1 rRNA gene is annotated in these 1,537 nt (G+C 57.1%); it reads left to right on the top strand.

Annotated features, from left to right (window positions below):
- Window positions 1–1,325, top strand: a 16S ribosomal RNA gene (locus ACFQ02_RS02625); the annotation flags it as partial.
- Between the last annotated feature and the right edge of the window lie 212 nt (window positions 1,326–1,537).

Genomic DNA, 1,537 nt, shown 5'->3' with positions numbered 1-1,537 from the left:
GTTTTGGATGGACTCGCGGCCTATCAGCTTGTTGGTGGGGTAATGGCCTACCAAGGCGACGACGGGTAGCCGGCCTGAGAGGGTGACCGGCCACACTGGGACTGAGACACGGCCCAGACTCCTACGGGAGGCAGCAGTGGGGAATATTGCACAATGGGCGCAAGCCTGATGCAGCGACGCCGCGTGAGGGATGACGGCCTTCGGGTTGTAAACCTCTTTCAGTAGGGAAGAAGCGAAAGTGACGGTACCTGCAGAAGAAGCGCCGGCTAACTACGTGCCAGCAGCCGCGGTAATACGTAGGGCGCAAGCGTTATCCGGAATTATTGGGCGTAAAGAGCTCGTAGGCGGTTTGTCGCGTCTGCCGTGAAAGTCCGGGGCTCAACTCCGGATCTGCGGTGGGTACGGGCAGACTAGAGTGATGTAGGGGAGACTGGAATTCCTGGTGTAGCGGTGAAATGCGCAGATATCAGGAGGAACACCGATGGCGAAGGCAGGTCTCTGGGCATTAACTGACGCTGAGGAGCGAAAGCATGGGGAGCGAACAGGATTAGATACCCTGGTAGTCCATGCCGTAAACGTTGGGCACTAGGTGTGGGGGACATTCCACGTTTTCCGCGCCGTAGCTAACGCATTAAGTGCCCCGCCTGGGGAGTACGGCCGCAAGGCTAAAACTCAAAGGAATTGACGGGGGCCCGCACAAGCGGCGGAGCATGCGGATTAATTCGATGCAACGCGAAGAACCTTACCAAGGCTTGACATGAACTAGTAAGGCGCAGAGATGCGTCCCCCACTTTGTGGCTGGTTTACAGGTGGTGCATGGTTGTCGTCAGCTCGTGTCGTGAGATGTTGGGTNCGTGAGATGTTGGGTTAAGTCCCGCAACGAGCGCAACCCTCGTTCTATGTTGCCAGCACGTGATGGTGGGGACTCATAGGAGACTGCCGGGGTCAACTCGGAGGAAGGTGGGGACGACGTCAAATCATCATGCCCCTTATGTCTTGGGCTTCACGCATGCTACAATGGCCGGTACAAAGGGTTGCGATACTGTGAGGTGGAGCTAATCCCAAAAAGCCGGTCTCAGTTCGGATTGGGGTCTGCAACTCGACCCCATGAAGTCGGAGTCGCTAGTAATCGCAGATCAGCAACGCTGCGGTGAATACGTTCCCGGGCCTTGTACACACCGCCCGTCAAGTCACGAAAGTTGGTAACACCCGAAGCCGGTGGCCTAACCCCTTGTGGGAGGGAGCTGTCGAAGGTGGGACTGGCGATTGGGACTAAGTCGTAACAAGGTAGCCGTACCGGAAGGTGCGGCTGGATCACCTCCTTTCTAAGGAGCGCCTACAAAGCCTGGTCATCATGTATGTGGTGGGTGGGGTTTGTCAGGAGGATAGTTCGTTGCGCAGACGAAAGTTCTGCGGCGGACTGCTCATGGGTGGAATATCAACGGATAGGTGCCTGCTGGTGCTGGTGGTGGTGTGAGTACGGACTGATCCTCCTTGTGGGGGTTGGGTTCCTGGAAAGCGTCGCTTCTGGTGGGTG

This window comes from Seminibacterium arietis (assembly GCF_042675725.1).
Lineage (GTDB): Bacteria > Pseudomonadota > Gammaproteobacteria > Enterobacterales > Pasteurellaceae > Seminibacterium > Seminibacterium arietis.
Note: the sequence above shows the minus strand (reverse complement) of the source record. Positions and strands in the feature narration are given on the sequence as shown.